Source organism: Micromonospora sp. NPDC050397 (assembly GCF_044901685.1).
Classification (GTDB): Bacteria; Actinomycetota; Actinomycetes; order Mycobacteriales; family Micromonosporaceae; genus Micromonospora_G.
In genome coordinates, this window is record NZ_JBJDPS010000002.1 from 574,223 (window position 1) to 598,068 (window position 23,846).

Genomic DNA, 23,846 nt, shown 5'->3' on the forward strand with positions numbered 1-23,846 from the left:
ACCCGTGCTCCGACCACACCGCCTGACCGTCCGCCCCAGCGCCGCCCTGCCACGCTCGGCGAGGGCCGGGCTGAGCTGCGGTTTGGTGGGCGCGGCTAGGTTGTTTGGGAGGGCGGGGGAGAGTCGGAAAAGCTGGAGGTCGTGGTGCGGGTACTGGTGGTGGAGGACGAGCGGAACCTCGCCGACGCGATCGGGCGCGGCTTACGTCGCCAGGGCATGGCCGTCGACCTGGCCTACGACGGCACCGCCGGGCACGAGATGGCCATGGTGACCCGGTACGACGTGGTCGTGCTCGACCGGGACCTGCCGGGTGTGCACGGTGACCAGATCTGCGCGGACCTGGTCAATTCCGGCGCGCTGACCCGGGTGCTCATGCTGACCGCGAGCGGCACCGTCACCCAGCGGGTGGAGGGGCTGCAACTCGGGGCCGACGACTACCTGCCCAAGCCGTTCGCCTTCGACGAGCTGGTCGCCCGGGTGCAGGCGCTGGGCCGGCGGGCCACCCCGGCCGCGCCGCCGGTGCTCACGGTCGCGGACCTGGTGGTCGACCCGGCCCGCCGGGTGGCGACCCGGGCGGGCGCGCCGGTCGACCTGACCCGCAAGGAGTTCGGGGTGCTGGAGGAGCTGCTCAAGGCCCGGGGCGCGGTGGTGTCCAGCGAGGAGCTGCTGGAACGGGTCTGGGACGCCAACACCGACCCCTTCACCACCACCGTACGGGTGACCGTGATGACCCTGCGGAAGAAGCTCGGCGATCCGCCGCTGATCGAGACCGTGGTCGGCGCCGGCTACCGGGTGCCGGAGCACTACCTGCCCGAGCAGGTCCAGGCATGACCGTCTACCTGACCCGTCGACGCAGCCGGCTGCGGCCCACCCTGCGGCTGCGGCTGACCCTGCTCAACGGGGTGCTGCTGGTGGGTGCCGGTGCCATCCTGTTGCTGCTGGCCTGGCTGCTGGTCACCGACGCGCTCCGGCCGGCGGCCGAGCTGCGTCCCGGCACCACCGTAGTGCTGGCCGACAACACCGAGATGGACGCGGCGCAGTGGCAGGAGTGGATGGTCACCCTGGCCAGCCGTGAGCTGCTCGCCAAGGGTCTGGTCGCCCTGCTGGCGATCAGCGTGGTCGGGGTGGCCGGCGCGTACGCGGTGGCCGGTCGGGCGCTGCGCCCGCTGCACCAGGTCACCTCGACCGCCCGGCGGCTCGGCGAGGCCACCCTCGACCAGCGAATCCGTTACTCCGGGGCGGACGACGAGGTGGCCGAGCTGGCCGGCACCTTCGACGCGATGCTGGACCGGATCGGGGGCGCCTTCGAGGCGCAGAAACGCTTTGTCGCGAACGCCTCGCACGAGCTGCGTACGCCGCTGGCGGTGATGCGTACCGAGATCGACGTGACGCTGGCCGACCCCGAGGCGGACGTGGCCGAGTTCCGCCGGATGGCGATCGTGGTCCGGGACGCCTCGGAACGGGCGAACGGGCTGGTCGACTCGTTGCTGGTGCTGGCCCGCAGCGAGGCCCAGTCGGGGCGGCGGCTGAGCCGCAAGGCGCCGACCGACCTGGCCGACGGGGTCGCGGTGGCGCTCTCCGCCATGCGCGCCGAGGTGGACCGGCTCGGCCTGGACGTCAGTACGTCGCTGGAGCCGGCGCCGGTGGTCGGCGATCCCAGCCTGCTGGAGCGGCTGGCCGGAAACCTGATCGAGAACGCGGTCCGGTACAACCACCTGCACGGGCGGCTCTGGGTGCGGACCAGCTCCGACCAGCGTCAGGTACGTCTGGTGGTCGGCAACACCGGCTTCGAGGTGGACCAGGCCGACGTGCCGGGTCTGTTCGAGGCGTTCCGGCGCGGTGGCCGGGAACGGACCGGTGCCCGGGGCTCCGGTCTGGGGCTCTCGATCGTCTCCGCGGTCTGCGACGCGCACGGTGGGGTGGTGACGGCGGTGGCCCAGGACGGTGGCGGGCTGGAGGTCACCGTGACGTTGCCGGCCGCCGACGCGACCCCGGTGGTGGCGGCCTCGGCCGTGGTGGTGCCCACCCCGGTCGCCGTACCGGCGGCCCTTGCCGCACCGGCGCCGAGGCCGGCTCCCGGTCCGGCGGCGATCTCGGCCCCGGCACCGGGCGCGACCTCGTCCCCGGCGGAGGGTGGCGCGGCGGACGTACCGACGCCGCCGGTCCGGTAGCGGACGGGAGCTTGTCCGGCGCCCCGGTCTGTGGGAGGCTCGGGTCCGGTCAGCCAGCGGTGGGAGGGAGGTGCGGTCGATGAGTCAGTCGAACCTTGCCGCGCCCCGTCCCGGTTCCCGCTGACCCGTCCGGTCACGGGGCGCCCCAGCGTCCTGGAGGACATCCATGAGTTCCCGCATCAGGCACATCACCGTCGACTGTGCCGACACGTACGCCCTGGCCGGCTTCTGGGCCGAGGTGCTCGGTTACCCGCGCAGCGCCGACGACCACCCTGGTGACCCGGAGGCGATTGCCGAGGCACCCGACGGAGCCGGGCCCAGCCTGCTCTTCATCCGGGTGCCGGAGGGCAAGACGGTCAAGAACCGGTTCCACCTCGACCTGCAACCGAGCGACCGCGGCCGGGACGAGGAGGTGGCCCGGGTCCGCGCGCTCGGCGCCACCCTGGTCGCCGACCACCGCAGGCCGGACGGCACCGGCTGGGTGACCCTCGCCGATCCGGAGGGCAACGAGTTCTGCGTCGAGCGCAGCGCGGCCGAACGCGCCGGCTGACGTCGTTCGGTACGGAACGGGGGCCGCTCACCGCGTGCACGCGGTGAGCGGCCCCCGCTGTGGTGCGACCGGGTCAGGCCGGCAGGCTGGCCACGCCGTACGGCAGGAAGCGCTGGCCGGTGACCCGTTCCGAGGTGCCGGTCCGGTCCAGGTACGGCGTGATCCCGCCCAGGTGGAACGGCCAGCCGGCGCCCAGGATCAGGCACAGGTCGATCTCCGGCGCCCCGGCGACCACGCCCTCGTCGAGCATCAGCCGGATCTCGCCGGCCAGTGCGTCGAGGGCGCGCTGGCGTACCCGCTCGGCGTCCAGCGGCTGGTCACCCACCTGGAGCAGGGTGACCACCTCGGGGTTCACGGCGCCGTCCACCAGCAGCGGCAGACCGGAGTCGGCGATCCGGCGCAGGTTCTCGCTCGACGCGTACCGGTCCGGGAACGCCGCGTGCAGCGTCGCCCCGGTGTGGTACGCGACCGCCGGCCCGACGAGCTGGGTCAGCGCCAGCGGGCGCATCGGCAGTCCCAGCGGGTCCAGGGCGCTGTCCGCCACCTCCAGCGGCGTACCGGCGTCGACCGCGGCGAAGATCTCCCCGAGGAACCGGGTGAGCAGCCGGTTGACCACGAACGCCGGCGCGTCCGAGACCAGTACGCAGGACTTGCGCAGCTCCTTGCCGACGGCGAACGCGGTGGCCAGGGTGGCGTCGTCGGTCCGCTCGCCCCGGACGATCTCCAGCAGGGGGAGCACCGCGACCGGGTTGAAGAAGTGGAAGCCGACCACCCGCTCGGGATGTTCCAGGTCGGCCGCCATGGCGGTGATGGAGAGCGACGAGGTGTTGGTGGCGAGCACCGCCTCCGGTGCGACGATCTTCTCCAGCTCCGCCCAGACCTGCTTCTTCACCCCCAGGTCCTCGAAGACGGCCTCGATGACGAAGTCGGCGTCGGCGAAGACGGACTTGTCCACCGAGCCGGTGACCAGGCCGCGCAGCTTGGCCGCCGTACCCGGGTCGAGCCGGCCCTTGCCGACCAGCTTCTCGATCTCGCCGTGGACGTACGACACGCCCTGGTCGACCCGGGTCTGGTCGAGGTCGGTGAGCACCACCGGCACCTGCAACCGCCGGGCGAACAGCAGGGCGAGCTGCGAGGCCATCAGCCCGGCACCGACCACGCCGACCTTGGTGACCGGCCGGGCCAGGGCGGCCTCGGGCGCCCCGACCGGCTTGCGGGCCCGGCGCTGGACCAGGTCGAAGGCGTACAGGCCGCTGCGCAGCTCCTCGCTGAGCACCAGGTCGGCCAGGGCCTCGTCCTCGGCCGCCGTGCCGACCTCGAACGGCGCGTCCTTGGCCAGCCCGAGCAGTTCCAGCGCCCGGTACGCGGCCGGCACCGCGCCGTGCAGCCGCTCGTCCAGCGTCTGCCTGGCGAAGAACATCACCCCGTCCCACATGTCCCGGTCGATCTCCGGCCGGCTCACCGTGACCGTGCCCCGGACCACGTCGGCGGCCCACTCCAGCGAGCGCTCCAGGAAGTCGGCCGGTTCGAGCAGCACGTCGGCGATGCCCATCTCGGCCGCCTGCTTCGGCTTGAGCATCCGGTTCTGGGTGAGCGGGTTCTGGATGACCACCTGGGTGGCCATCGGGATGCCGATCAGGTTCGGCAGCAGTTGGGTGCCGCCCCAGCCGGGGACCAGGCCCAGCGACACCTCGGGCAGCGCCAGCGCCGCCGCGCCGCCGGAGAGCGTCCGGTAGTGGCAGTGCAGGGCGAGTTCCAGCCCGCCGCCCAGTGCCGCGCCGTTGACGAAGGCGAAGGTCGGCACCGCGCTGTCGCGCAGCCGGGCGAAGACCCGGTGACCGAGGCGGCCCAGTTCGAGCGCCTGCTCCCGGTCGGTGACCAGCGGGATGCCGGTCACGTCGGCGCCGACGCAGAAGATGTACGGCTTACCGGTCACCGCGACCAGCGCGGGCTCGGCCGCGAGCGCGGCGGTGATCGCCTCGTCCAGGCTGGCCAGTCCGGCCGGGCCGAGGCTGTTCGGCTTCTTGTGGTCGAAGCCGTTGTCCAGGGTGATCAGCGCGGCCGGGCGGTCCAGCCCGGGTACGTCGACCAGTCGCAGCAACGCCCTGGTGACGACCTCGTTCGGGTTCTGCGCGGTGGTCACGATGCCGTCACACCCTTCCAGTGCGGGTTCTCCCAGATGACCGTGCCGCCCATGCCGATGCCGATGCACATGGCGGTGATGCCGTACCGCACCTCGGGCTGTTCGGCGAACTGCCGGGCGAGCTGGGTCATCAGTCGTACGCCGGAGGAGGCGAGCGGGTGCCCGATGGCGATCGCCCCGCCCCACCGGTTGACCCGGGGGTCGTCGTCGGCGATGCCGAAATGGTCCAGGAAGGTGAGGACCTGCACCGCGAACGCCTCGTTCAGCTCGAACAGGCCGATGTCGTCGATGCTCAGCCCGGCGATCCGCAGGGCCTTCTCGGTGGAGGGGATCGGGCCGATCCCCATCACCTCCGGCTCGACCCCGACAAAGCCGTACGACACCAGGCGCATGCCGATCGGCAGGCCCAGTTCACGGGCGACCTCCTCGGCCGCGAGCAGGCTGGCGGTGGCGCCGTCGTTCAGCCCGGCGGCGTTTCCGGCGGTGACCCTGCCGTGCGGGCGGAACGGGGTCTTCAGGCCGGCGAGCTTCTCCATCGAGGTGTCGCGCGGGGCCTCGTCCACGGTGGCCAGTCCCCAGCCGGTCTCGGGGTCACGGATCGCGACGGTCACCAGGTCGTCCTGGAGCTTGCCGTTGGCGTACGCCTTGGCGGTCTTCTGCTGCGACGCGAGCGCGAAGGCGTCCGAGCGCTCCTTGGTGACCTGCGGGACCCGGTCGTGCAGGTTCTCTGCGGTCGAGCCCATGACCAGCGCGGACGGGTCGACCAGCTTCTCGGCCAGGATGCGCGGGTTGGGATCCACCCCCTCGCCCATCGGGTGCCGGCCCATGTGCTCGACGCCGCCGGCGATCGCGACGTCGTACGCGCCCATGGCGATGCCACCGGCCACGGTGGTCACCGCGGTCATCGCGCCGGCGCACATCCGGTCGATCGCGTAGCCGGGCACGGTCTTCGGCAGGCCGGCGAGGAGCGCGGCGGTCCGGCCGATGGTCAGGCCCTGGTCGCCGATCTGGGTGGTGGCCGCGATCGCCACCTCGTCCACCCGCTCCGGCGGCAGTTGGGGGTTTCGCCGCAGCAGTTCGCGGATGCAACGGATCACCAGGTCGTCGGCGCGGGTGTTGGCGTACATCCCACCCGCCTTGCCGAACGGGGTGCGGACGCCGTCGACGAAGACGACGTCCCGGACTTCACGGGGCACAAGAGCCTCCTTGCCGGCGGGGCGTGTACCTCGGATGCTACTCGCCGGTAACTATGGCTGTCAGCGCCCGATCTGTGGTCCAGGCCACACCGATTCTCGTCCACCGTGGGCGTTTCGCCGGCACCGCCGACCGGCTCGGCTTTCGTCCGCCCGTGGGGCACCGCCGGCACCGCCGACCGGCTCGGCGCCGGCGTCGTTCCGGTAGGTTGATCGGGACCAGGTGAGGCGACACGGAGGCGGCGTTGAAGGTACTGGTAGCGGGTGGTGCGGGCTTCATCGGCAGCACTGTGGTCTCGGCCTGCCTGGACGACGGGCTGGAACCGGTTGTCCTGGACAACCTCAACACCGGTCGGGTGGAGTTCACCCGGGACCGGATCTTCTACCGGGGCGACATCGCCGACGGCGCGCTGATCGACCGGATCTTCGCCGAACACCCGGACATCACCGCCGTGGTGCACGCGGCGGCCCTGATCGTCGTTCCCGAGTCGGTCGCTCAACCGCTGCGCTACTACCGGGAGAACGTGGCGAAGTCGGTCGACTTCCTCGACCACCTGCTGCGCAACGGCTGCGAACGGATCCTGTTCAGCTCCTCGGCCTCGATCTACCGGCCGGGCGAGGACTTCTCCGTCGACGAGAACTCCGCACTGGAGCCGACCAGCCCGTACGCCCGGACCAAGGCGATGCTGGAGTCGATCCTCGCCGACACCGCCGCCTCGTCGCCGCTGCGGGCACTGTCACTGCGCTACTTCAACCCGGTCGGCGCGGACCCGATGATGCGTACGGGGCTGCAACTGCGCCGCCCCAGCCACGCGCTCGGCAAGATGATCAGCGCGGCCGAGAACGACGACGAGTTCCTGATCACCGGCGTCGACTGGCCGACCCGGGACGGTTCCGGCATCCGCGACTACATCCACGTCTGGGACCTGGCCCGCGCCCACGTACAGGCGCTGCGCCGGTTCGACGACATCCTGCCGGTCGGAGCCGAGCACTCGCACGAGGTGATCAACCTCGGCACCGGCAACGGGACCACCGTCCGGGAGTTTGTCGCCGCCTTCGACGCGGTCAGCGACCGTCCACTGCGGGTACGCGAGACCGGGCCCCGCCCCGGTGACTCGGCCGGCTCCTACACCCGTACCGGCCGGTCGCGGCAGTTGCTCGACTGGAAGCCGGAGCTGACCCTCCAGGACGGCATCCGGCACTCGTTGCAGTGGGCCGCCAAGCGGGACAGCGTACTGCCCCCCGCCACCCCGACCCCCTCCTGAGCCGCCCAGCAGGGTAAGGAAGGGCCCCTTGTTAACGCTATGCGTTAACAAGGGGCCCTTCCTTACCTCACAGCGGTTCGGGGAGGGCGCGGGTGAGGTCGGCACCGATCAGCTCGACCTGCCAGTTGCGGGCGCCGTAGCCGCGCAGCGTCTCGACCACCGTGGCCTCGGAGATCTCGTCGGGCGGGGTCCAGGCCAGCCGCCGGACCGAGTCCGGCGTGATCAGGTTCTCCGGCGGCAGGTTGTGCTCGCCCGCGATCCTGGTCACCACCTCGCGGCAGCGGGCCAGCCGGGCCGCCGCCGTCGGGTCCCGTTCGGCCCACCGGTGCGGCGGGGGCGGCCCGTCGACCGGTGCGCTCACCGGCAACGCGTCGTCGGGCAACGCCCTCGCCTCGGAGAGCGCCTCCAGCCAGGTCCGGGCGAGTCGGCGTACCGAACGCCCGCCGAAGCCCGGCAGCATCAACAGCGTCCGCTCGTCCTTCGGGTCCATCTCCGCCGCCGCGATGATCGCGGCGTCCGGCAACACCCGGCCCGGGGCGGAGTCGCGCCGGGCCGCGATCGCGTCCCGGGCGTACCACATCGACCGGACCCGGGCCTGGGCACGCGCCCCCCGGACCCGGTGGATGCCGGAGGTACGCCGCCACGGGTCGGGGCGCTGCCGCAGCGGCTGCGTCCCCCAGAGCACCAGGGCGGCGAACTCCTCGGCGGCCCAGTCGGACTTGCCCTGCCGGTCCAGTTCGGCGGCGAGCGCGTCGCGCAGGTCGGTGAGGAGTTCCACGTCGAGCGCGGCGTAGGTCAGCCAGGACTCGGGCAGCGGCCGGCTGGACCAGTCCGCGGCGGAGTGGTGCTTCTCCAGCGTGAAGCCGAGTAGCTGTTCGGTCAGCGCGGCCAGGCCGACCCGTTCGAACCCGGCCAGCCGGGCGGCCAGTTCGGTGTCGAAGAGCCGGCGTGGGCGCAGTCCGAGATCGGCCAGGCAGGCGAGGTCCTGGCTGGCCGCGTGCAGCACCCATTCGGTGTCGGCGAGCGCCTCGTCGAGACCGTGCAGGTCACCGAGGGGGAGCGGGTCGATCAGTACGGTGCCAGCGCCGGCCCGGCGCAACTGCACCAGGTAGGCGCGCTGGCTGTAGCGGTAGCCGGAGGCGCGTTCGGCGTCCACGGCGACCGGGCCGGTGCCGGCGGCGAAGCGGGCGACGACATCGGCGAGGGCGGCAGGGGTTGCCACCGGCTCCGGTGTGCCGTCACGAGGGGCGAGGAGCGGAACGGGCCCGCCAGGCGTTGGGTCGGGCCCCACGGTCTCGGGATCCGGCGCGAGCGCCGGCAGGCTGTGCGGCTCGTTCCCTGCTTGGCTTTGCGCGGCCCGACGGCGCAGGGGTGGTTCGTCGGTCACCTGACAACCCTAGTGGTCACTCGCATCCGCCATACGCAGCCGGGCCGGCGCGGCGCTTTGTCCAGCCGGTCGGTGCGTACATCTGTCGGATTGGACGAGTCAGACATCGGGGAAGACAAAGCTCAGCACGGCCGGTACGGTCCCTCCTTGCCGCAGATCCCCGGGCAGGTTTGCCCGATGCTGCGACTCTGGCATGAACGTCTACGGGAGGACGTCGATTCATGACCTCTGGGTACGACCAGCAGCCGGCGCCCGGCTACGAGCCGGTTCCCGGCGCGCCGGTCCCCGGTCCGCGACCGCCGACCGACGACACCACCGACCCCGGATCAGCCGGCGGACAGTGGCAGGCCCCGCCCGGCACCACCGAGCCGGACCGCGTCGCCGGCGTACGTCCCGGTCCGCTGCCGCCCCGGATGGAACCGCCCCGGATGGAACCGCCCCGGATGGAGCCGGCACGGGGTGCCGATACGACGGCACCGAACCTCCACCCCGGTCACGGCACGGGCCAACCGGACGGCTACGCCCCGCCCGCCGCGCCCGTTCCCGGCTACGGTCCGCCGAACGCCCCGATCTCCGGCTACGCCCCGCCCACCGGGCCCGTGTCGGGCTACGGGCCGGCGGCGCCGCCGGCCGTCGCGCCGGCCCCGTCGGGCGGTTACGTTCCCGTCTCCGGTCCCGCCTGGGGGACACCCGATCCGGCGCTGGGTTACCCGGCGCCGGTGGGCGCGGCGCCGGCCCCGGTGGCCCGGCGGCGGCTCGCCTGGCCCGGGGTCACCGCGCTGCTGCTGGTGCTGGCGTTGGCCGGTGTGGTCGGTTTCCAGGCGTACCAGATCGACCGGCTCACCGGCCGGCTGGCCGACACCGACCGGGCGCTGGCGGAGGCGCAGCGGGCGGACGGGACCCGGCTGGACGGTGTGGAGGGGCGGACCCAGGAGCTCGAGAACCGGGCCGGTCAGGCGTTCAACCCCGAGGCGATCTCCACGGCGGTGCTGCCCAGCGTCTTCCGGGTCCGCGCCGGACAGTTCACCGGGACCGCGTTCGCCGTGGGCAAGCCGACCGGCAACGGCGGGACCAACCTGTTCACCAACTTCCACGTGGTCGAGGAGCTCTGGAACGGCGGCGGACGCCAGGTCTTCCTGGAACGTACGGACCAGCGCTTCCCGGCGACCATCGTCAAGGTCGACAAGGCGAACGACATCGCGCAGCTCAGCACCGACGGCAAGTTCACCGGCCTGGTGGCCGCCCCGGCGGCGGTGAAGTCCGGGCAGCAGATCGTGGTGGTCGGCGCCCCGCTCGGCCTCGAGGACAGCGTGACCACCGGTGTGGTCAGCGCGTTCCGGGACAACGAGGACGGCCCCGGCAAGGTGATCCAGTTCGACGCGCCGATCAACCCGGGCAACTCCGGCGGCCCGGTGATCAACGCGGCCAAGCAGGTTGTCGGCATCGCCACGGCGAAGGCCCGCGACGCCGAGGGAATCGGCCTGGCCGTGCCCATCAAGACCGCCTGCGACGGTTTCAAGATCTGCTGAGTCACGTCGGCCCGCCCCGAACCGCGCCGGCCCCGATGATCCAGCGCTCAGCCCCACTCACGGAGGAACCCCCATGTCCCAGCCGCTGAACGGTCCCGGCGAAACGCCGCCGGGCGATCCGACCACCCCGCTGTCCCCGGTCCCCGGTGCGGGTGCCACTTCCGGGACGCCCGCCGCCGGCCAGCCGGCTCCGGCCGCTCCCGCCGCGCCGGTCGAGCCGCCGACGGTGGCGTACCCGCCCGTTGCCGGTGGTGAGTCGCCGACGGTGGCGTACCCGGCCCCGGGGGCCCAGCCGGCCGGGGGTTACCCGTCCGCCGGCCAGCCGGGACCGGGCCTGCCGCCGTACCCGGGGCCGGTCCCGGGAGCGCCCGTCTCGGCGGTGCCGGCGTCCGGCGTGCCGGTCTCCGGCGGGCCGCAGCCCTACTCGGGTGTGCCGTACCCGGGTGCGCCCCTCGGTGCGCCGATGTCCGGGCCGCCCGGATCCGGCCTGCCGTACGTCACGCCGCCGCCCGGCGGTGGCCGGCGCCGTACCGTGCTGGTGCTGTCGATCGTCGTCGCGCTGCTGTTCAGCGTGGGCGCGGTGACGACCGGGCTCTTTGTCACCAAGTCGAACGAGCTGTCCCGGACCGAGCGGGACCTGGGCGGCAAGCTGAGTGACCGGGACAAGACGATCACCGGTAACCAGCAGCAGATCGAGCAGCTCAAGCGGGACGTACAGGTGGCGAACGACCGGATCAAGGCGGTCGAGCAGGATCTGACCGGCACGAAGAACGACCGGGACGAGCAGGCCCGGCAGAAGGCCGTGATCGCGAAGTGCCTCGACCTGGTCAGCACCGCCATGACCGCGACCAGCGAGGCGGCCTTCCGTAAGGCGCTGGAGGAGGCGGACAAGGTCTGCGAGGAGGCCGACGGCTACCTCTGACGGAGATCCGGAGCGGCCGTCCCACCCGGTCGGCCGCTCCCGTGGTGGCGGTCGGCTGCCGCTGGTTCAGGCGGCGCCGGCCGGGCGCCGCTCGGAGAGCGCGGTGACCCCGGGCGGTGGGAGGCCGGCGGTCGAGGCGAGCAGGGTGCACCAGGCCAGCAGGTGGGCCCGCAGGTCGGCGCCGAGCGGGGTCCAGGAGGCCCGGATCTCGATGTCGCCCGCGGCCGGTGGCCCGGCCAGGTCGCCGAACCGGGTCGACATGGTCTGGGTCACGGTGCCGCCCAGGGCCCGATGGTCGGCGCCCTGCGCGTCGAGCGCGTCGGTCAGCCAGGTCCAGCCGACCGAGGGCAGCAGCGGGTCGGCGGCGAGGTCCACCTCCAACTCCGCGGTGACGTACGTGACCAACCGGAGCGTTCCCTCCCACGCCTCGTGTCCGGCCGGGTCGTGCAGCAGGATCAGCCGTCCGCTGGCCACCTCGTCGCCGTCGCGCAGCACCCCGGCGCCGAGCGCGAAGGTGTACGGGGCAAGGCGCTGCGGGGCACCCACCTCTTCGAGCTGGATCTCGGCCCTCGGCGCGGCCGTACGCAACCCGGCCACCGCGCGGGTGAACGTCTCGGGGAGCACGATCGGGGCGGCCATGTTCGCAGCCTAAGCCGACCGGTGGCACGGTGGGGGATCGCCGCGCCGGCCGCGTCCGTGCTCACAAAACCACCCGGCGCCCGCCGGTCCCGGCGGGGGGCGTGGCACGATTGCCCCGATGACCACCACGATTGCTGGCAGCGCGAGCCAGGGCGGGGATTCCGCCCCGGCCGGCCCCGCCGACTCGCCCTTCGTCCGCGCCTGCCGGCGGTTGCCGGTCCCGCACACCCCGGTCTGGTTCATGCGTCAGGCCGGGCGCTCGCTGCCGGAATACCGGGAGCTGCGGGCCGGGGTGCCGATGCTGGAGTCGTGCCGGCGGCCGGAGCTGGTCCGGGAGATCACCCTTCAGCCGGTGCGCCGGCACGGGGTGGACGCCGCGATCCTGTTCAGCGACATCGTGGTGCCGGTCGCCGCGGCCGGGGTCGACCTCGAGATCGTGCCGGGCACCGGACCGGTGGTGGCCCGGCCGGTGCGCGACGCCGCCGACGTCGACCTGATCCGTCCGATCACCCCCGACGATCTATCCTTTGTGGACGAGGCGGTCCGGCTGCTCGTCGCCGACCTGGGCGACACGCCGTTGATCGGCTTCGCCGGGGCGCCGTTCACCCTCGCCAGTTACCTGGTCGAGGGCGGGCCGTCGCGGACACACGCCAGGACCAAGGCGCTGATGTACGGCGCACCCGAGGTCTGGCACGCGCTCTGCGCCCGGCTGGCCGAGATCACCGGCCAGTTCCTCCGGGTGCAGGTCGACGCGGGGGCGTCCGCCGTACAGCTCTTCGACTCCTGGGCCGGCGCGCTCTCCGAAGCCGACTACCGGCGGTACGTCCTACCGCACTCGGCGGCGGTGCTGGCCGGTCTGGCGGACGCGGGCGTACCCCGGATCCACTTCGGTGTGGGCACCGCCGAACTGCTCGGCGCGATGGGCGAGGCCGGCGCGGACGTGGTCGGGGTCGACTGGCGTACCCCGCTGGACGCGGCGACCGTGCGGATCGGGCCGGACAAGGCGGTGCAGGGCAACCTGGACCCGTGCGTGCTCTTCGCCCCGTGGCCGGTGATCGAGACCGAGGTGCGGCGGATCCTGGCCGAGGGCGCCGCCACCCCCGGCCACGTGTTCAACCTGGGCCACGGGGTGCTGCCGGAAACCGACCCCGAGGTGCTGACCCGGGTGGTCGCGCTGGTACACGAGGCGTCCGCCCGCTGATCATGGAAAGCCGCTGAGCATGGAGACGCCGGGCAGGGAAACGGGACCACGGATCGCGGTCGTGGGCGGCGGCATCGCCGGTCTCGCCGCCGCGCTCCGGCTGCGCGAACTGGCGCCGGCCGGGACCACCATCACGGTGTACGAGCAGTCCGGTGGGCTCGGCGGCAAGCTGCGCACCGGGACGATCGCCGGTTCCCCGGTCGAGTTGGGCGCCGAGGCGTTCCTGACCCGTGACCCGGCCGGCGGCGAATCCGCCATGGTCGCGCTGGCCCGTCGACTGGGACTGGGCGAGGAACTGGTGCACCCGGCGACCGGGCAGGCCGCGATCGCGCTCGGCGGTCGGCTGGTGCCGGTGCCGGGCGGCACGCTGGTCGGCGTACCCGGGGATCTGGCCAAGGTGGCCACGCTGGCGTCTCCGGCGGCGGACCGGGACCGGGACGCCGGCCGCCCGCTGCTCGGCCCGGACGAGGACCTGCCCGTCGGTGAGCTGGTCCGACGCCGGCTCGGCGACGAGGTGGTGGACCGGCTGGTCGACCCGATGCTCGGCGGTGTCTACGCCGGCCGCGCCGACACCCTCTCGTTGGCCGCCACCATGCCCGGACTGGCCCGTGCCGCGCGTACGGAGGGCACCCTGACCGGTGCCGTCCGGGCGGCCCAGGCGGCGGCGCCCCGGCCCGCGGGTCACCCGGTCTTCGCCACCGTGGCCGGCGGGCTGAGCCGGCTGGTCAACGCCGCGGCCGAGGCCCTGGTCACGCCGACCGGTGCACAGGCCGGGCGGGTCGGGGTGCAGATCCGGCTCGGCGCCGCGGTCCGCGAGCTGACCCGTACCCCGACCGGTTGGCGGCTGGTGATCGGCCCGACCCGGAACCCCGAGGCGGTCGAGGTGGAGGCGGTGGTGCTGGCGCTGCCGGCACGTCCGGCGGCCCGGCTGCTCAGCGGCGTCGACGTCGGGGCCGGAGCGCTGGTCGGCCGGCTCGACTACGCCAGCGTCGCGCTGGTCACCCTGGCCCTGCCGGCGGCGGCCCTGCCCGACCTCTCCGGCCTCCTGGTGCCGGCCGGCGAGCAGACCCTGACCAAGGCGGCGACCTTCTTCACCACCAAGTGGGCGCACCTGCGCCGCCCCGACGGGCTGGCGCTGCTGCGCGCCTCGGTCGGCCGGTACGGCGAGGAGCACCTGCTCCAGCGCGACGACGCCGAGTTGACCGCGATCGTGCACCGGGAGCTGGGCACGCTGATCGGCGGCCCGGTGCTGCCGGCCCCGGTGGCGAGCCAGGTGCAGCGGTGGGGCGGTGCGCTGCCGCAGTACACGCCGGGGCACCTGGACCGGGTGACGGCGGCCCGGAACACGCTGCGGGCGTCCCACCCGACGCTGGCGCTGGCCGGCGCCGGCTACGACGGGGTCGGTCTGCCGGTCTGCGTACGCTCCGGCGAGACAGCCGCCGAGGAGATCGTCAAGGCGCTGGGAGGAGCGACGGTATGAGTGCGGATCCGAGGGTTTCGCAGGACGGCACGGTTGCCACGGACGAGGCGGGTGCCTCGGTGGTGGAGCAGACCAACGCGGCGCGGCTGCGAGAGCTGAACGAGAGCATCCGTTACACCATGTGGTCGGTGTTCCGGGCGACCGGACCGTTGCCGGCCGACCGGGACCGGATCGCGGCCGAGGCGGAGACGCTCGTCGCCGACCTGGCCGGCAAGGACGTGGTGGTACGCGGGGCGTACGACGTCTCCGGGCTGCGCGCCGACGCGGATCTGCTGATCTGGTGGCACTCGTCCGACCCGGACGCGTTGCAGGAGGCGTACGGGCTGTTCCGGCGTACCGCCCTCGGTCGGCATGTGGCGCCGGTCTGGTCCCAGATGGCGTTGCACCGGCCGGCGGAGTTCAACAAGAGCCACGTGCCGGCGTTCCTGGCCGGGGAAGCGGCCCGCGACTACGTCTGCGTCTACCCGTTCGTGCGCTCGTACGAGTGGTACCTGCTGCCGGACGCCGAGCGCCGGGAGATGCTCGCCGAGCACGGCCGGATGGCCCGGGGCTACCCGGACGTACGGGCCAACACGGTCGCCTCGTTCGCGCTCGGCGACTACGAGTGGATGCTCGCCTTCGAGGCGGACGAGCTGCACCGGATCGTGGACCTGATGCGTGACCTGCGAGCCTCGCGGGCCCGCCGGCACGTACGCGAGGAGGTCCCGTTCTACACCGGGCGCCGCCGTACCCTCACCGAACTGGTCGCCAGCCTGCCGTGAGCGTGCCGCGGGGGTCGGGCGCCGGTCGCCCCGGCCCCCGCACCGCCGGGTCGCCCGGCGGCGCCGATCAGGGGTAGTCGACCAGCGTCGACACGGTGTTGTCGGGGTCCACCGGGTCGCCGACGCCGTTGACGACGGCGCGGATGGTCCCGACGCCACCGCCGAGCGAGACCGTGGTCATGTTGTGCAACCGGACCCCGGCCTTCTCCGGCACCTCGAACGCGTGCCCGAGTACGACCGACGGGTTGCCGCTGAAGAAGCAGTAGCTGCCCAGTCCCCACGCCTCGTGGGTGTCGACCGCGTCGGCCACCTGGTACGCGGCGTACCCCTGCTGGCCGCCGTCGCGCCAGCTCGCCTGGTCCGGCACGTCGTACGGGATCTCGTTCTGGTAGAAGTAGGTCCGGCCCCGCTCGCCGTTCCAGATAATCTGGTACTTCTGGTAGTGCTCGACAAAGAGGCCGTACATGGTGACGTCGTCGCCGTCGACGACCAGGCCGGTGTCGGCGGTGTTCAGGTCCCAGCCGATGCCGTGGCCGTGGTCGCCGCGCCAGAGCCACAGGTGGTCGCCGATCACGTGTGAGCTGTTCACCCGCAGGCTGACCGTGGCCCTGCCGACCGCCGCGCCGCCGACCCGGAAGAACACGTCGTGCAGCGAGGTGGGGTTGGCCGAGTGGTCCGCCGACGAGCCGGTCGGGCCGACCTCCAGCAGCACCGGGGAGTTGGTCGGGCCGGCGTCGAAGAGCAGCCCGGCGATCTTCACCCCGTCGACGTCGGCGACGGTCATCGCGACCACGCCGTCGTCCGGGATCAGGGTGGCCATGCCGAGCCCGAGCACCACCGTGTCCGGCCGGGTCACCCGCAGGGTGTCGGCCAGGTGGTGTATCCCCGGGGTGAAGAGCAGGTGCCGACCCTGGGCCAGGGCCGCGTTGACGGTGGCGGCGGTCGCGCCCGGCCGCACCACGAGAAAATCGTCGATCGGCAGGGAGGTGCCGGCCGGGTTGCCGGAGGCCCAGCTCGTACCGGCCGAGTTGGTTCGTAACGCCGGTACGAAGACCCGGTAGTCGCCGGCCGGGTCGAGGTGGAGGAACGGCTTCTCCCGTACCACCGGGGTCTGTCCCACCGTGGTGTACGGCGGGTCGGGGAAACTGTTCGCCGGGGCGTTGACCGCGCCGACAAAGACCATGTTCCAGTTCGAACCGGTCCAGCTCTCCCACCGGGTGTTGCGGGACAACCACTGCTGCTGCGACCCGGAGCGGACCTCCCCGTCGATCCGGGTGTCGGCGAGCAGCCCGCCGCTGGACCAGCCGCCGTCGTCGAGCTGGAGGTCGCCGCGTACGTGCATCCGGCGGTAGGGCGCGGCCTGTGACACCGCCCACCGGTCGGTGCCGGACGGCGGATTGACCGACATGTTCTCCGCGCCGCGCCAGAAGTTGTGGGTGGCGTTGCCGCCGAACCAGCCCGCCTCGACCCGTACGCCGCCGTTGACGGTGACGTCGTCGGGCAGGAACCCGAGGCCGGCGACCTGGGTGTAGAAGCCGACGTTGACGTCGACGTCGTAGCTGCCGGGCCGGAACAGCAGGGCGTACCGGTCGTCGCCGAACTGGTTCTCCTCCTGCCGGCGGAAGACGGCGTCCAACCGGTCCTGGATCGTCGAGCTGGGCATCGACGGGTCGAACACCAGGACATTCGGCCCGAGGTCCACGGTGCCTCCCGGTTCACAAACTTTACAGATCGGCCGAAGGCTATTTCGACCATGGGAGAAAGTCAACAAATGACCGAAAGGCGCCCTGGCGGTCGGCGCGAAGGCCGTGCCGTCCCGATCCGTGTAATGCCTGGTCCGATGGGTAGTCCGCGAGAGCTACGGGCACGGCCGCGTAAGGCGGTGAGATCCGCTGGAGAAGGAGTCTGGAGATGTCTCACATGTCCCGCCCGGCACAACCCATGCGCGGCCACGACGGCCACGACGGGCACGACGGCGAGTTCGAGTTCTGGCGCAACCACGCCACGATCTCGCTCCAGCCGGTCGCCGCGCCCTCGATCCTCGGGCTGTTCGGCTTCGCCGCCGCCACCTTCGTGGTCGCCACCAACCTGGCCGGCTGGTACGGCAGCTCGGCGACGCCACAGTTCCTCTTCCCGTTCGCCGCCTTCACCGGCGGCCTGGCCCAACTCCTCGCCGGCATGTGGGCGTACCGGGCCCGGGACGGCCTGGCCACCGCCATGCACGGCATGTGGGGCGCGTTCTGGCTCGCCTACGGCCTGCTCTTCCTGCTCGTCGCCATCGGAGTGCTGACCCAGCCCACCCCGTTCGTGGCGCTCGGCTACTGGTTCGTGGCCATGGCCGCTGTCACCTGGTCCGGTGCGGTGGCCGCGCTGGCGGTGAACCTCGGCCTGGCCGGGGTGCTCACCGCGCTCGCCGCCGGCGCCACCACCTTCGGGGTCGGCCAGATCGCGGACAGCTCCGCGTGGCGTACCACCGGCGCCTGGTTCTTCATCGTCGCCGCCCTGATCGCCTGGTACGTCGCCACCGCGATGATGCTGGAGGGGACCTTCCGCCGGGTCATCCTGCCGATCGGCAAGCGGGGCGGGGTCAACGTACCGGGCCGGGAACCCCGCCAGTCCATCCAGTTCGTCGCGGGCGAGCCGGGCATCAAGGTCGGCCAGTGACCCACCCGACCGGCTGACCCCGGGGTCCGTCCGGACGTGGACCCGACCAGCGGCGTGAGCCGGTCGGGTCCACGTCGGCGGTAACCGGGTTGAACCCAGGGGCGAAGCCCGCTGGGATGGGGCGATGAAGATCCGCCGATTGACCAACGAGGAACGTCCGACGCTGAGCTGGCCCATCCAGGGGTACGCCTTCGAACGGTCGCCGATGTCCGCGACCGAGCTGGAGAAGTACCAGGAACACCTGCCCTACCACGAGGGCAACGTCACGCTCGTGGCGGAGGACGACGGCGGTACCCGGGCGGTGGTCAGCGCACTCCCGATGCGGCAGAACGTCCGGGGCGGCGTGTTCGCGATGCTCGGCATCACCGGTGTCGCCACCCAACCGCTCGCCCGGCGTCAGGGACATGTCCGCGCGCTGGTCACCCGGATGCTCGGCGACATGCGCGACGAGGGGTACGCGGTCACCGCGCTCTACCCGTTCCGCCCCTCCTTCTACGCCCGCTTCGGGTACGTCGGCCTGCCCCGGCCGCGTACGGTCCGGTTCTCCCCGGCGGACCTCGGCGAACTGCTCCGGGCCGACCTGCCGGGCGAGCTGCGCTGGCAGCGGATCCGGGAGGGGTACGACGACTACCGCGCCTTCACCGAGCGGCTGCTCACCTCCCGGCACGGCTTCTCGCTCCTGCCCGACCACCGGGCGGTCCAACTCCGGGACCGGGACGACCGCTGGCTGGTGACCGCCGTTGCCGACGGCGAGGTGGTCGGCGCGCTCACCTACACCATCGACGGCCACGGCGGCACGCTGCTCGGTGAGGACATGCTGACCGCGAATCCGCTCGGCCGGGCGCTGCTGTTGCAGTTCCTCGCCCGCCACGTCGACCAGGTGGACCGGATCAGCGTCGTGGTCCCCGCCGACGAGTCGCCGGAACTCTGGGCCACCGACCTCGCCATCCAGAGCGAGACCAGGGTGGTCTTCCCCACCCTGGGCGCCCCGATGGCCCGGGTGCTCTCCGTGGAGGCCCTGCGCGGTATCTCCGTCGGCCCCGGTCGGGTACGGATCGAGGTCGTCGACGACCCGTACGTCGCTGGTGCCTACCTGCTCGACGGCGGGTCCGATCTCGGTGCCGGTGCCGGTGCCGGTGCCGGTGCCGGTCGGCTCGACGTGACTCCCGGTGCCGGCGGTGCCGCCGCCTCGGTGCCGACCGCCACGCTCACCGCCGCCGGCATCTCCGCGCTGGTCTACGGCGTACTCGATCCCGACGAACTGCCCCTGCGCGGCTTCGGCGACGTGCCGGCTCCCGCCGCCGCCCAGCTCCGTTCCCTGTTCCCGCGCACGATGCCGTACATCTTCGCCGACTTCTGACGGTCGGCCACCGGGCAGGAGTGTGTTCCGCGTTTTCTTCGTACATGTTCTTTCGCGTACGTACACGGAAGAACATGTACGAAAAACGTGACCAACACCCGCGCGGGAGGAGCCGAAGACCCTCCGACACCCGACGCGGTCAGGCGGGGGTGCGGCGCATCGGCAGGTGGGGGATGCCGTCCTCCAGGTATTCCGGTCCGGTGGGGGAGTAGCCGTAACGGGCGTAGAAGCCGGCGAGATGGGCCTGTGCCTCCAGCACGCTGGTGCGCTCGCCGATCACCGCGAGGGCCTCGGTCATCAGACGACCGGCGTGGCCGTCACCACGCGCGCTCGCCGCCACCACGACCCGCCCGATCCGTTCGACGCCGTCGGGGTCGGCCAGGATCCGCAGGTACGCCACGGGCGCACCGTCCTGCTCCAGCCAGAGGTGCCGGGTGCCCGGCTCGACGTCCCGACCGTCCAACTCCGGGTACGGGCACTTCTGCTCGACCACGAACACGTCGACCCGCAGCCGGATCAGGTCGTGCAGCGTACGGGCGTCGAGGTCGGCGAACGGGGCGACGTGGAGGGTGGCAGGCATTCCGCGATCGTAGGCGCAACGGCGCGTGGCGGAGACAGCCGGAGGGGACCGGTCCCGCTCCGGTTCGGCTCAGGCGGGACGGGCGCCGACCGCGTCCTTGATCGCGGCGCCACGGTCACCCTCGACCGCGCGGGCACAGTGGGCGCAGCAGAAGAACCGGCCGGACACCTCGACGCCGTGTCCGACGATCCGGACCTGGCAGTGCTCGCAGATCGGCGCCAGTGCCTGGATCGCGCACTCGAACGAGTCGAACGTGTGCGAGTCGCCGCTCACCGTCCGTACCTCGAACGACATCCAGTAGTCGTTGCCGCAGGTTTCGCAGATTGCCATGACAAATCCCCCGTTTCGGACACTGTCCCCCAGCTTGCGGGTCCGAACCACGGAGGGCAACCGGAACGGTCAAACCGCCCCGGCCGGGGCTGCAGGTGATCCGGCCACCCCGGCGGAAACCGGTCGATCAGTGGACGTCGGTCGGGTCCAGGCGCATGGAGACCGAGTTGATGCAGTAACGGGCGTCGGTCGGGGTGAACCCCTCACCGTCGAACCGGTGCCCCAGGTGCGAGTCGCAGTTGGCGCAGCGGACCTCGACCCGGACCATCCCCAGCGACCGGTCCTCGATGTAACGGATCGCGCCGGGCAGGGCCTGGTCGAAGCTCGGCCAGCCGCAGTGCGAGTCGAACTTGGTGTCGCTGGAGAAGAGTTCCGCGTCGCAGGCTCGGCAGCGGTATGTCCCCGGAGTCTTGGTTTCGACGTATTCGCCGGTCCAGGCCCGCTCGGTGCCGGCCTGGCGCAGCACCCGGAACTCCTCGGGTGACAGGCGGACCCGCCACTCGTCCTCCGTACGCGGGAGCTCCTTCTTGTCAAGAGTCATACCCCAACGGTACGGCGGCCGGCGCGTGGATGATTACCAACCGCCCCCGGCGATCGTTGACAGGGCATGCGGGCGGCCACCAGGCCGGGCGGGGATCAGGACGGCAAGCATCGGCTCACGGTGCTGGCCGACTTCCGGCCGACCTGGCGTCAGGCGCTCCTGCACGGGCTCTGGAGTGGCACGGTGGGCACGTTCGTGTTCAGCGGCGCCGTGCTGACCGGGCCCACCGCGCTGGCGGTACTGGTCGGCGGGACCTGGCACCTGCGCGCCCCGCCGCAGCCGACCTGGTTCGCCGCACTCGTCCCGCTGCCGCTGGGCCTGGTCTACGGCCTGGTGATCCGCCGTCGGGTCGGGGCCCGGCTGGACGAGTTGGGTGTCCGCAGCGTGCCACTGGGGTTGGACGGCTTCGCACCCTGGCGACTGGTGGTCGACATCCGGGCGGAGCGCCGACGCGGGCGGACCCTGGTCGCGGTCTACCTGCGCAACGGCGCGGTGCTGCGGCTGCGGGCCCCGTACGACGGGTGGCTCGCCCGGGACCCGAGGTTCGAGCGGAAACTCTTCCTGATCTGCCACCTCTGGGCGACCCACCGGGACTGGCGGGTGCCGGCGCGACCCGAACCGACCCCCGGGCAGGGGCCGTGAGCGGCCCGTTCTTGGCATATGGTCGCGACATGGCAGGCAGTGCGAAGGTGGCGGCCGTCGAGGTCGAGGTGGCCGGACACCAGGTACGGCTGAGCAGCCCGGACCGGGTGATCTTCCCCGGACCGGGCTACACCAAGCGGGACGTGTTCGAGTACTACCTCGCGGTCGGCGACGGCATCATGCGGGCGTTGCGGTCGCGTCCCACCACCCTGCAACGCTTCCCGGAGGGGATCGAGGGGGAGGCGTTCTTCCAGAAGCGGGTGCCGGCCCGGGGCGTGCCGCCATGGGTGGAGACCGCGGAGATCAAGTTCCCGAGCGGTCGTACCGCCGACGAACTCTGTCCGGCGGACCTGGCCCATGTCGCGTGGGCCGCGCAGATGGGCACCGTGGTGTTCCACCCGTGGCCGGTACGGGCGGCCGACGTGGACCGGCCGGACGAGATGCGGATCGACCTCGACCCGCAGCCGGGCACCGACTTCGCCGACGCGGTGACGGTCGCCGGTGAGGTGCGCGGACTTCTCGACGAGTTGGGCGCGACCGGTTTCCCGAAGACCTCCGGCGGCCGGGGCGTCCACGTCTACCTGCGGATCGAGCCGCGCTGGGCGTTCACCGAGGTACGCCGGGCGGTGATCGCCTTCGCCCGGGAGATCGAGCGCCGTCGCCCCGACCTGGCCACCACCTCGTGGTGGAAGGAGCAGCGGGGCGAGAAGGTGTTCCTGGACTACAACCAGATGGCCCGGGACCGGACCATCGCCTGCGCGTACTCGCTGCGCGCGAACCCCCGGGCCACCGTCTCCACCCCGGTCACCTGGGACGAACTGGCCGACGTCGAGCCGGACGACTTCGACCTGCGTACGGTGCCACCGAGGATCGCCACGATCGGCGACCCGTACGCCGGGCTGGACGAGTCGCCGTGGGACATCACCCCGCTGCTGGAGTGGGCCGACCGCGACGACCGGGGCGGGTCGGGCGACCTGCCGTACCCGCCGGACCATCCGAAGATGCCGGGTGAGCCGAAGCGGGTCCAGCCCAGCCGGGCCCGTCCGACCGACGGGAAATCCGGATAACGACAGGCTCGGCGTCGGGTTGCGGCCGACCGTGATCGCAAAATGTGCCATCCTGCACGCCGATACGAAACCGCAGGTCAGAGGCGTCGTTGCTTAAAGTAACGGCGTTGTCGGCGGGTGGTTCGGAGGCATCCACATCCCCCCGACCGGCCCGCACCGGGATCCGGAAACCGGTGTGCGGCACCCGTCGACGCGCCGGCCGGGCAACGCGGCCCGGCGTGGCCGGCCCCCCGTCGGACCGGCCGGGCAATTCCTCGCCGTGTCGAGGAGATCATCGAAAATCAGATCACGAACCGGCAGGTCTACCTCTCGGGCGGGCGATGCTCGCCGCCGCCGGTGGTACGACACCTGCCCGCTGACCGCCCGGTCCGTGTTCGGGAAGCGGTGCCTTCATGGCCACGCAGGCAGCATTCAACGCCGATCCCTGGGTCCGCCGCGAGATCGTCACCGTCGAGCTTGACTGGCTCGGGGACGAACTGTGCCGACGTACCGGTCGACCCCGCGCCGCCGCAGGGACAAAAGGGGACTATCTGCACCTCAGGGGTGCGCACCGGTCGCAGGAGTTCATCGAGAAGAGTCCACTCGCCACCAGCCGTACCTACACGAAGCAGACCGGGCTGACCGCGGACCAACTGCGGCACATCGCCGGCTTCGACTTCACCCCGGGCAGCACCGAAAGCATGATCGCCCAGTCCAAGCGGCTGCTCACCGCGATGCGGGCCGGGCAGCTCGAAGAGGTCCGCGAGATCTACTGCAACGTCGACGGCGACAAGGTGGTGGATGGCTGGGACAACGTCCGCAACGTCGCGGCCACCTCGGACAGCTCGCATCTCTGGCACTGGCACCTGAGTCTCGACCGGCGCCACTGCGCCGATCGGGGGCTGATGCGGCGAATCCTCGCGATCGCGCTCGGCGACACCAACACCACCACACCGATCGAGGAGGACGACATGATGACCCCGGCCCAGGATGGTGCGTTGTCAGTGGCCTGGCAGGCCAGCGACGCGCTGCTCGACATGCAGGAGACCACCGACGGTGGAACCCGCGAGATGAAGTTCGTCCGCGAGTTCAACCAACTCCGCCGTGACGTCACCGCCGTACTCAAGCTCCAGACGGCGGAGGCGGCGAAGCCGACCCCGATCGACTACGACAAGTTGGCCGAGGCGCTGCTGCGGCGGATCGCGGCGACCCCGCGCTGAACCGACTCCTGACGACTCGGGGCAACACCCGGGTCCGGCAGGCAGGGCGGCCGGCCGCTCGATTCCACACCGGAGCGCACCGGGCCGTCGCGGGGTCCGCCGGATCCGCCCCGCGCGTCGAACGGTCCGTCGTGTCCGCACGGCGGCGGACCGCTCGGCGTCCACCGGCGGCGGGCCGGTCCGTCCCGACGCACCCCGGGCCGGCCCGCCGCCTCCCGCCCC

Annotated in this window: 21 protein-coding genes and 1 pseudogene; 14 read left to right on the top strand and 8 right to left on the bottom strand. The window is 72.3% G+C overall.

Annotation, left to right across the window (positions count from 1 at the left end; translation table 11 throughout):
- Positions 1 to 144: 144 nt before the first annotated feature.
- The 3 genes and pseudogenes from ACI2K4_RS08730 to ACI2K4_RS08740 all read left to right on the top strand — a co-directional run bounded on the left by ACI2K4_RS08730 (position 145) and on the right by ACI2K4_RS08740 (position 2,721).
- The gene (locus ACI2K4_RS08730) at positions 145 to 831 is read left to right on the top strand and encodes a response regulator transcription factor (RefSeq protein ID WP_404510305.1); all 687 of its coding nucleotides are present in this window, start codon (positions 145 to 147) and stop codon (positions 829 to 831) included.
- Between the two features lie 8 nt (positions 832 to 839).
- Positions 840 to 2,006, top strand: a pseudogene (locus tag ACI2K4_RS08735) (sensor histidine kinase); the annotation flags it as partial.
- 331 nt (positions 2,007 to 2,337) lie between these two features.
- Positions 2,338 to 2,721 (top strand): VOC family protein, encoded by a 384-nt coding sequence (locus ACI2K4_RS08740; protein ID WP_404509820.1) that lies wholly within the window; start codon positions 2,338 to 2,340, stop codon positions 2,719 to 2,721.
- A gap of 73 nt (positions 2,722 to 2,794) precedes the next feature.
- Here the strand turns inward: ACI2K4_RS08740 and ACI2K4_RS08745 are convergent, their stop codons facing one another.
- Both ACI2K4_RS08745 and ACI2K4_RS08750 read right to left on the bottom strand, forming a co-directional pair.
- Positions 2,795 to 4,864 (bottom strand): 3-hydroxyacyl-CoA dehydrogenase NAD-binding domain-containing protein, encoded by a 2,070-nt coding sequence (locus ACI2K4_RS08745; RefSeq protein WP_404509821.1) that lies wholly within the window; start codon positions 4,862 to 4,864, stop codon positions 2,795 to 2,797.
- The gene (locus tag ACI2K4_RS08750; protein WP_404509823.1) at positions 4,861 to 6,060 is read right to left on the bottom strand and encodes a thiolase family protein; all 1,200 of its coding nucleotides are present in this window, start codon (positions 6,058 to 6,060) and stop codon (positions 4,861 to 4,863) included. Before ACI2K4_RS08750 ends, ACI2K4_RS08745 begins: the two co-directional genes overlap by 4 nt.
- A gap of 242 nt (positions 6,061 to 6,302) precedes the next feature.
- On the opposite strand from ACI2K4_RS08750, the gene galE reads away from it, so the two are divergent.
- On the top strand, positions 6,303 to 7,322 hold the full coding sequence (galE, locus tag ACI2K4_RS08755; protein ID WP_404509824.1) for a UDP-glucose 4-epimerase GalE: 1,020 nt from the start codon (positions 6,303 to 6,305) through the stop codon (positions 7,320 to 7,322).
- Between the two features lie 67 nt (positions 7,323 to 7,389).
- Here the strand turns inward: galE and ACI2K4_RS08760 are convergent, their stop codons facing one another.
- Positions 7,390 to 8,709 carry a ribonuclease D gene (locus ACI2K4_RS08760; RefSeq protein WP_404509825.1) on the bottom strand — a complete coding sequence of 440 codons (1,320 nt, stop codon included), beginning with the start codon at positions 8,707 to 8,709 and terminating at the stop codon, positions 7,390 to 7,392.
- Positions 8,710 to 8,930: 221 nt separating this feature from the next.
- Here ACI2K4_RS08760 and ACI2K4_RS08765 point away from each other — a divergent pair, with 221 nt between their 5' ends.
- Together ACI2K4_RS08765 and ACI2K4_RS08770 are read left to right on the top strand one after the other, a co-directional pair.
- Positions 8,931 to 10,238 (top strand): trypsin-like peptidase domain-containing protein, encoded by a 1,308-nt coding sequence (locus tag ACI2K4_RS08765; protein WP_404509826.1) that lies wholly within the window; start codon positions 8,931 to 8,933, stop codon positions 10,236 to 10,238.
- 73 nt (positions 10,239 to 10,311) lie between these two features.
- Positions 10,312 to 11,160, top strand: coding sequence for a hypothetical protein (locus tag ACI2K4_RS08770; RefSeq protein ID WP_404509827.1), 849 nt, complete (start codon positions 10,312 to 10,314; stop codon positions 11,158 to 11,160).
- Positions 11,161 to 11,226: 66 nt separating this feature from the next.
- On the opposite strand, the gene ACI2K4_RS08775 is transcribed toward ACI2K4_RS08770, so the two are convergent.
- On the bottom strand, positions 11,227 to 11,799 hold the full coding sequence (locus ACI2K4_RS08775; protein WP_404509828.1) for a DUF3000 domain-containing protein: 573 nt from the start codon (positions 11,797 to 11,799) through the stop codon (positions 11,227 to 11,229).
- Positions 11,800 to 11,917: 118 nt separating this feature from the next.
- On the opposite strand from ACI2K4_RS08775, the gene hemE reads away from it, so the two are divergent.
- Genes hemE through hemQ form a run of 3 tightly spaced genes read left to right on the top strand, consistent with a single transcriptional unit; the run spans position 11,918 to position 15,241 of the window.
- Positions 11,918 to 13,000, top strand: coding sequence for a uroporphyrinogen decarboxylase (gene hemE, locus ACI2K4_RS08780; RefSeq protein ID WP_404509829.1), 1,083 nt, complete (start codon positions 11,918 to 11,920; stop codon positions 12,998 to 13,000).
- A gap of 19 nt (positions 13,001 to 13,019) precedes the next feature.
- Positions 13,020 to 14,480, top strand: coding sequence for a protoporphyrinogen oxidase (gene hemG, locus ACI2K4_RS08785; RefSeq protein WP_404509830.1), 1,461 nt, complete (start codon positions 13,020 to 13,022; stop codon positions 14,478 to 14,480).
- A 59-nt stretch (positions 14,481 to 14,539) separates the two neighbouring features.
- Positions 14,540 to 15,241 carry a hydrogen peroxide-dependent heme synthase gene (gene hemQ / locus ACI2K4_RS08790; RefSeq protein ID WP_404510306.1) on the top strand — a complete coding sequence of 234 codons (702 nt, stop codon included), beginning with the start codon at positions 14,540 to 14,542 and terminating at the stop codon, positions 15,239 to 15,241.
- 67 nt (positions 15,242 to 15,308) lie between these two features.
- Here hemQ and ACI2K4_RS08795 read toward each other — a convergent pair whose 3' ends face one another.
- On the bottom strand, positions 15,309 to 16,943 hold the full coding sequence (locus tag ACI2K4_RS08795; protein WP_404509831.1) for a hypothetical protein: 1,635 nt from the start codon (positions 16,941 to 16,943) through the stop codon (positions 15,309 to 15,311).
- Positions 16,944 to 17,152: 209 nt separating this feature from the next.
- Between ACI2K4_RS08795 and ACI2K4_RS08800 the strand changes: the two genes are divergently transcribed.
- Both ACI2K4_RS08800 and eis read left to right on the top strand, forming a co-directional pair.
- Entirely contained in the window at positions 17,153 to 17,905 is a 753-nt protein-coding gene (locus ACI2K4_RS08800; RefSeq protein WP_404509832.1) for an acetate uptake transporter family protein, read from the top strand.
- 124 nt (positions 17,906 to 18,029) lie between these two features.
- The gene (gene eis / locus ACI2K4_RS08805) at positions 18,030 to 19,265 is read left to right on the top strand and encodes an enhanced intracellular survival protein Eis (protein ID WP_404509833.1); all 1,236 of its coding nucleotides are present in this window, start codon (positions 18,030 to 18,032) and stop codon (positions 19,263 to 19,265) included.
- 139 nt (positions 19,266 to 19,404) lie between these two features.
- On the opposite strand, the gene ACI2K4_RS08810 is transcribed toward eis, so the two are convergent.
- The 3 genes from ACI2K4_RS08810 to msrB form a co-directional block, all read right to left on the bottom strand.
- Positions 19,405 to 19,845, bottom strand: coding sequence for a GNAT family N-acetyltransferase (locus ACI2K4_RS08810; RefSeq protein WP_404509835.1), 441 nt, complete (start codon positions 19,843 to 19,845; stop codon positions 19,405 to 19,407).
- 69 nt (positions 19,846 to 19,914) lie between these two features.
- Positions 19,915 to 20,175 (bottom strand): Prokaryotic metallothionein, encoded by a 261-nt coding sequence (locus tag ACI2K4_RS08815; RefSeq protein ID WP_404509836.1) that lies wholly within the window; start codon positions 20,173 to 20,175, stop codon positions 19,915 to 19,917.
- Between the two features lie 127 nt (positions 20,176 to 20,302).
- The gene (gene msrB / locus ACI2K4_RS08820; RefSeq protein ID WP_404509838.1) at positions 20,303 to 20,716 is read right to left on the bottom strand and encodes a peptide-methionine (R)-S-oxide reductase MsrB; all 414 of its coding nucleotides are present in this window, start codon (positions 20,714 to 20,716) and stop codon (positions 20,303 to 20,305) included.
- 66 nt (positions 20,717 to 20,782) lie between these two features.
- Here msrB and ACI2K4_RS08825 point away from each other — a divergent pair, with 66 nt between their 5' ends.
- The 3 genes from ACI2K4_RS08825 (at position 20,783) to ACI2K4_RS08835 (ending at position 23,624) form a co-directional block, all read left to right on the top strand.
- Positions 20,783 to 21,358: a hypothetical protein gene (locus ACI2K4_RS08825; protein ID WP_404509839.1), complete on the top strand. Its 576-nt coding sequence runs from the start codon at positions 20,783 to 20,785 to the stop codon at positions 21,356 to 21,358.
- Between the two features lie 29 nt (positions 21,359 to 21,387).
- Positions 21,388 to 22,425 (top strand): non-homologous end-joining DNA ligase, encoded by a 1,038-nt coding sequence (gene ligD / locus ACI2K4_RS08830; protein ID WP_404509841.1) that lies wholly within the window; start codon positions 21,388 to 21,390, stop codon positions 22,423 to 22,425.
- A 392-nt stretch (positions 22,426 to 22,817) separates the two neighbouring features.
- Positions 22,818 to 23,624, top strand: coding sequence for a hypothetical protein (locus ACI2K4_RS08835; RefSeq protein WP_404509842.1), 807 nt, complete (start codon positions 22,818 to 22,820; stop codon positions 23,622 to 23,624).
- The last annotated feature ends 222 nt before the right edge of the window (positions 23,625 to 23,846 follow it).